The sequence below is a fragment of the Emticicia sp. genome, assembly GCF_043780375.1.
Taxonomy (GTDB): Bacteria; Bacteroidota; Bacteroidia; order Cytophagales; family Spirosomataceae; genus Emticicia.
The window spans coordinates 1-6,727 of sequence record NZ_JAYWCU010000036.1 but is presented as its reverse complement, the minus strand read 5'-3'; the positions used below and the strand labels follow the sequence as shown (position 1 = coordinate 6,727).

6 protein-coding genes are annotated in these 6,727 nt (G+C 38.0%); all 6 read right to left on the bottom strand.

Features of this window, described 5'->3' with window-relative positions; translation table 11 throughout:
* The coding region (locus ACH2CJ_RS02870; protein WP_394990576.1) for a transglutaminase N-terminal domain-containing protein at nucleotides 1-872 on the bottom strand (872 nt) is incomplete at its 3' end.
* 151 nt (nucleotides 873-1,023) lie between these two features.
* A complete protein-coding gene (locus ACH2CJ_RS02865; RefSeq protein ID WP_394990575.1) occupies nucleotides 1,024-1,458 on the bottom strand; it encodes a transposase in 435 nt (144 codons plus the stop codon).
* Nucleotides 1,459-1,746: 288 nt separating this feature from the next.
* A complete protein-coding gene (locus tag ACH2CJ_RS02860) occupies nucleotides 1,747-2,700 on the bottom strand; it encodes a sugar phosphate isomerase/epimerase family protein (RefSeq protein WP_394990574.1) in 954 nt (317 codons plus the stop codon).
* A gap of 60 nt (nucleotides 2,701-2,760) precedes the next feature.
* On the bottom strand, nucleotides 2,761-3,657 hold the full coding sequence (locus tag ACH2CJ_RS02855) for an SMP-30/gluconolactonase/LRE family protein (protein ID WP_394990573.1): 897 nt from the start codon (nucleotides 3,655-3,657) through the stop codon (nucleotides 2,761-2,763).
* 113 nt (nucleotides 3,658-3,770) lie between these two features.
* Nucleotides 3,771-5,969: a molybdopterin cofactor-binding domain-containing protein gene (locus ACH2CJ_RS02850; RefSeq protein ID WP_394990572.1), complete on the bottom strand. Its 2,199-nt coding sequence runs from the start codon at nucleotides 5,967-5,969 to the stop codon at nucleotides 3,771-3,773.
* A gap of 5 nt (nucleotides 5,970-5,974) precedes the next feature.
* Complete coding sequence (locus ACH2CJ_RS02845; protein ID WP_394990571.1) at nucleotides 5,975-6,445, bottom strand: (2Fe-2S)-binding protein; 471 nt, start codon at nucleotides 6,443-6,445, stop codon at nucleotides 5,975-5,977.
* Between the last annotated feature and the right edge of the window lie 282 nt (nucleotides 6,446-6,727).

Below are 6,727 nucleotides of genomic sequence, written 5' to 3'. Positions count from 1 at the left end.
CGAAAAACGCTATTGTCAAATTCAAAAGTAACATTACAAACATCGGTCGCACCCGCAATCGGAGCCGCACTTGCATAATCGGGCGTACAACTAAGCGGAATATGTCCTTCGCTCGCAAAAAGCCCCGATGTTGGGTCGAGACCAACCCAACCTGCACCCGGCACGTAGGCTTCTACCCATGCGTGTAAATCGGTAAAGTCTTTTTCGGGGCCTGATGGGCCATCTAAAGATTTTACATCGGATGTAAGTTGTACCAAATATCCGGAAACAAATCTAGTAGCTAAGCCAAAACTGCGTAAAACTTGAACCAACAACCAAGCAAAATCTCGGCACGAACCGCTCATGATGGTTAGTGTTTCTTCGCAACTTTGCACACCTGTTTCTAAACGAATATTATACCCAAGTGACCTAAATACTTGCTGATTGGCATAAACCAAAAAGTCAACCGTATTGATTCCATCTTTTATGGTCATTTGATTGATAAACTGGGCAGATTTTTCACCAATATCTTTTACTTCTAAATAAGGCGATAATTCTTTTTGAAGGTTTCCCTCGTACTGAAAAGGAAATTTTTCGGCGTATTCTTCTACAAAAAAATCGAAAGGATTGATTACCTGTAATTTGGCAATAACTTCGACTTCGATGCGTAACTCGGTAGTTTTATCGGGAAAAACAACCCGTGCCTGATAATTGCCGAAAGGGTCTTGTTGCCAATTAATAAAATGATTTTCGGGAAAAACTTTGAATGAATAGCCTTCAACTTGCGTGCGAGAATGGGCCGCAGGTCTTAACCGAAAGATATGAGGTGATAAACTAACACTTCTATCAAATTTGTAGGCTGTTTTATGCGAAATAGCAACTTTTATTGGCATAGTATATTTTTGTGACTTAGAATCAACTATGTAAATATTAAGAAAAAAACAGAATTTTTATAGTAGTTTTCAAGAAAATCACCAAAAACCTAGAAAAGTAATATTTTTGGATAAATTAGTGCAAGAAAATAATATTTAGGTCCCTTTTTTATCATTTAAATCTATCATCATCCCAGTTTGATGGATTATTGGCAATATAATTTTGAATTCTGTCAAATGATTCTGTGTCACGAATAATATGGTCGTGAAAACGGGTTTGCCATTTAAAATCAATATTGCCTATTTTACGTGCGTATGTTGTAACCGATGATTTAAACCCACGTGCAATTGATGCCAAATTTTTTGATTGTGGGGCAAATTTATTGCCATTATTGGCGGTTTTGACGATTGTAGAGACGCAATGCATTGCGTCTCTACGGTGCGTATCATTATTTTGTGACGAATTATATTCATTTTCACCAATGATAATAATGGTATGAAAATGGTTAGGCATTACAACAAATTCGCCTAATTCTAATTTCATGTCTGGTCTTAATTCTACTGTTTTCAACCATTCTATCTCGGCAACTTTTCCAATATCTGACAATTACATGGTGCCTTTTACAATTTCACCGAAAAAATGTTCTCTATTTTTGGTACAAATTGTAATGAAATATGAACCCATTGCACCATAATTCCATTTCTGTAATCGAGCAGATAGTATTCGGAATTTGTTTTTAAATTTATCCATTTTTGTGTGGTTTGATGGATTTATAAATGGTTGTGGTTTTACGATTGTAGAGACGCAATGCATTGCGTCTCCAACACGACGAACAGACGCAATGCATTGCGTCTCTACCGTTGACGTTGAATATATTAGATTTTAATTTTAAAATCACGCCCCCACTGCCTTCGCTACTGAAACCTTCATTTTTTCGAGACCGATTTTGGCAGCATCTAAAGGGTTCATTTTCCAGTATTCTTCGTTGAAAACCTCTAAAGAAAGGACAATTGGTGTATTTTTTTTGTTTAAAATCTGAAATATTTTATCCAGCGGAGCAACGCCATCGCCCGGGAAAACTCGATGGCTATCATTGATTTTTTCTCGCATTAAATTAGCTGGATAATCATTCACATGGAACATCTGAATGCACTCACCACTAAGCATTTTCAAGGCATTGAAATCAGAGCCACCTTTAAATAAATGATAAACGTCCGACAAAACGACTGCTTTTGGATGTCCACTTTCGGAAGCTACAAACAAGGCTTCACCAAAAAGATGTAAGTTTGCCGAAAACCCCCACATTTCTAATTGTGGTAAAACACCCATTTCATCACCCAAATCAAGCATTTGACGGTATCTTGCTGCCGCTTTTTGTAGATCAATTCCCGATTTGTTGGTTGCTCCAAAAGGTGGAGCAGCAATGCGTTTACAGCCAATTTCTGCCAACATTCCCATTTCTCGTTTGGTTTGGTCGAGAGCTTTAGCTCGTTGGTTTGGGTCGTCAACTATCCAAGTTGCAAAACCTATCGCATCTTCAATCGTAATGCCCAAATCTTGGGCTTTTTGTTTGACATCTTTCAAGCTTCCACCTTTTGCTGCGTACTCTTCTAAGGTATTTATCCAAATTTCGATGGCATCGTAGCCGGCCTTTGCCGCCGTTTCTATTTCTGCCATCAAACCGATTTTTTGCTTACGGATGGTGCTGGTATTTAAACAAAAAGTAAAATTATGTTTGGCTGCATTTTGTGGTTTGGCGATGGCATTTTCGACACCAAGAACCAAACCAGCCCCAACGGTCAATGATGATTTAAGAAGATTTCTACGAGAAATATTGGAAGATTCCATGAGGTTTAAATGAGATTTAAGATTTAGAATATGAGATTTGAAAATAAAAAAGAATAGTATTTAAACTCCTTTCACTTTCATTTTAAGTGTATAAACAGACTTTGAAGCTGTGATAAATAGTGTTTGTCGGTCTTTCCCGCCAAAAGTAATATTGGCAGTCCAAGGCTCATTTACATCAATGTGTTCAATTTGATTGCCGTTTTTGTCAAAAACTGTTACACCTTTACCTACCAAATAAACATTACCCTTACGGTCAACCGTCATACCGTCCGAACCCATTGCCGTAAATAGTTTTCTGTTGCTCAAGGTGCCATCAGTATTGATTTGGTAGGAATAAGTTTTTTTGTCGCCAATATCGGCTACATATAAAGTTTTTCCATTGGCAGTGCCAATAATGCCGTTGGGCATTACCAATTCTCTTGCGGCAATCGTCACTGTTTTTTTGTCAGGCGATAAATAATAAACCCGTTTTTCGGGCAATTCCATTGTTGTGCGAGTCCAGTATTTTCTTGGATAAAAAGGGTCGGTGAAATAAACTCCACCATTTGGTGCAATCCAAAGGTCATTTGGTCCATTAAATTTCTTTCCTTCAAAATCATTTACCAGCACTGTAACTTTTTGATTTTTATCTATTTTCCAAAGCTGATTTTCCAAATCAGCACACGAAAGCAGATTACCCTCACGGTCGAAATAAAGTCCATTCGAGCGACCAGTTTTGTCCATATAGAGCGAAATCATACCATCATTTGCTGTCCATTTGTAGATTTTATCGTTGGGTTGGTCAGTAAAAAAAACATTTCCTTGGGCATCAACGGCAGGTCCTTCGGTGAAAGCATACTCGCCCGAAAGTTTAGTTAATATTGCTCCTTTGGCAATGATTTTGCTTTTTGTTTGTTGTGCAAAACCATTCACAACAAAGAGAAAAAGCATAAGAATGCTTGTTGTAGTTTTTTTCATAGGGGGGATAGAGATGATAATAAACACGAAAAAGGTTATTTCGCATTGCAAAATAACCTTTTTTCAAACAAGCCACAAATAAGATTACTAAAAGCTAAAAAGCATCGACCATTTTAACTTAAACGAAGAGGTAAAGATCGTAAAGCTTTACCAGACAAATCTAAAATTGCTCCTGCAATAGCTGGTGCAATAGGAGAGAGTGGAGGCTCACCTACGCCATAAGGAATATCATCACCTTCGAGGATAAACGTTTGAATTTCAGGAACATCTGAGAGCATTGCTAATGGATATTGACTAAAATAACCTTGTTCTATTTGTCCATCTTTTACGGTTAATTCTTCATAAAGTGCCGCACCGATTCCCATCATAACACAACCTTCTATTTGTGCTTTTATGCCTTCTGGGTTTATACTTACGCCCACATCCATTACGTGCGTAACTTTCTTGACTTTTATTTTATTATCAACAATTTCTACCTCAATAGCTGCCGCAGCAATGGTTTTTCGGTCATTACAAATGGCAACTCCTCTACCAATTCCTGCCGCTTTTGGTGTTTTCCAAGCACTTTTTTCGATGAGTGTTTCTAAAACTTTTTTGCTACGTTCTATAATTTTATCATTTGTGTCGGTAAACAAGCCTAAGCGGAAATCAATTGGGTCTTTTGCCGTTTTGTGAGCTAACTCATTGATGAAGCTTTCAATAGCAAAAGTATTGGCAAACATTCCTACTGCACGCCAAATACTTATCGGAACTGGCACATCGGTATTCCAAACAGATGTTGCTTTATTAGGAATATTATACATGATACTAGCTCCATGTCCTGCTGAAATAAAATCTGACCCCAATAATTTTAAAGCAATATCATTTCCTTTGAGCAATGTTTTCAGAATCATGTCTGGCGTAGCTTGGTCGTGCAAAATAGCTTCAATTGTACCATTTTCATTGATTTTTGCTTGTAAAACATGGTGTGTATTGGGGCGATAAACTCCGTTTTGAAATTCTTGTTGACGACTATTAAAGACTTTTACAGGTTTGCCAACAGCTTTCGATATCAAGGCTGCTTCCACGAAATTGCCTTTAAACGCTTTTCTTCCGAAACCACCACCGAGCAAGGGCGTATGTATATCAACCTTTTCTTTGTCAAGATTAAGAACTTTTGCCACCAAGTCTCGCACTTGACCAGGCCCTTGCGTACCAGTAATTATTGTTGCTTTGTCGGCTTCTACATGGGCAATCGCAGCATTTACTTCCATTTGAGCATGAGTCGCCATTGGTGTGCGATATTCTTGCTTGAAAACATCAGTTATATTATCCTCAATAATGCTTCGAGCTTTGCCTACTTTCTGCACATTTACTTCTTTGCCATTGCCCACTGTAACCAATTTTATCAAATCAGCTTGCTGGGTTTTATTTGGCGTGTTCCATGTAACCACAATTTTCTTTAAGGCACTGTCGGCTGCAAAGAAAGTTTTGGCAACTACAGCAACTAATTCTCCTTCGTGAATGACCTTTACTACACCAGCCGATTTATTCGCTTCACCCACATCAATGGTTTTGATAGTGCCGTCAATATATGGTGATTGTAGCAAAACCGCATACAGCATATCGGGCAATTCGCTGTCCATGGTGTATTTGGCAGTACCCATTACTTTGGGCTTCAAATCTATTCGTTTTACTTCTTTACCTACATATTTAAATGCCGATTTTGGTTTTAAAGCTGGGTTTTTTGGAACTTTCCATTCTTTAGTAGAATTTGCTATTTCGGCATAAGTTGCTTTATTATTTCCCGAAGTTAAAACGCCATTTTCTACTTTAATATCGCTTGTTTTTATACCCCATTTGCTTGCAGCTGCTTCTTTAAGCATTTCTCTCATGGTGGCTGCCACTTCTCGAATCGACTCATAAAGGCTTGCTGTTGAAGTACTTCCGCCTGTATTTATATTGTCAATCAGTCCGCTACTGGTACTGGCGTGTTCAACTTTTATTTGTTCCAATGGTACTTCGAGTTCTTCGGCTGCGAGCATGGCGAAGCCTGTCCAAACTCCTTGACCCATTTCTATTTTTGGCGATTTTAATAAAATAGTATTATCGGCTAATACTTCAAACCAAAAATCAGGTTGAAATGAAGAAATAGAAGCAGGAAAGTCCATTCCTTCAACTTTTTGAGCCGTATAACGACGCATTGGCGAACAACCCAAATAACTTGCTACAACCGAACCACCCAAAACGATTGCTCCTCTTTGTAAGAATTTTCTACGAGAAAAAGCCTTTTTCTTTTGCGGAATGCCGCCTACTTGAATATCTGCTGACATGGGTTTTAGTTTTTAGAATGTTGAAGTTCGGCTGCTCTTTTAATTGCTTTAATGATGCGTGGATGTGTGCCACAACGACAAATGTTTGTAATGCCATTCTTTATATCGTCATCGCTCGGATTTGGAATATCTTTGATTAGCTTGGCAGCAGCCATCATAAATCCAGACTGGCAGTATCCACATTGGGGTACTTGCTCTTCCAACCACGCTTGCTGAATCGGGTGGAGCTTCTCCTCACTTTCTGATAAGCCTTCAAGTGTAGTTATTTCTTTTCCGGCAACTGATTCGATTGGAATTGAACATGAGCGAACTGCCTCCCCATCAATGTGAAGTGTACATGCCCCGCACATAGCCATTCCGCAGCCAAATTTTGTGCCTGTCAATTTGAGTTCATCTCTTACAACCCAAAGCAAAGGCATGGCTGGGTCAACATCAATGCTTGTTGGCTTACCATTTATTTTGAAATCTATTTTCATTTTTTTTATGATTATAGTTGTAAAGTATTGATAGACAAGTGTTTATGCATTAAAGTTTACTCATTGCCAAAATATCTTTTACTTCAAGAATTTGTTTAGAATAACCTTTTATTGACGAATTAATCATAGCTAAACTTAACTCAGCCAATGTGCTAAAATAATTAGGAAATAAACGATGCCCTATTGGGTAGGTTGTCTAATGTGTTAATAAGCTCTTTCATATTTTGAATGCTTTTTGTTTTCTAACTACCTGATTATCAAAGAGTTGTTTTTGTTTCCATT

Bases quoted from the DNA above. Each gene is read 5' to 3' on its own strand.
- ACH2CJ_RS02845 (WP_394990571.1), bottom strand. From the start codon at position 6,445: ATGAAAATAGATTTCAAAATAAATGGTAAGCCAACAAGCATTGATGTT.
- ACH2CJ_RS02850 (WP_394990572.1), bottom strand. From the start codon at position 5,969: ATGTCAGCAGATATTCAAGTAGGCGGCATTCCGCAAAAGAAAAAGGCT.
- ACH2CJ_RS02860 (WP_394990574.1), bottom strand. From the start codon at position 2,700: ATGGAATCTTCCAATATTTCTCGTAGAAATCTTCTTAAATCATCATTG.
- ACH2CJ_RS02855 (WP_394990573.1), bottom strand. From the start codon at position 3,657: ATGAAAAAAACTACAACAAGCATTCTTATGCTTTTTCTCTTTGTTGTG.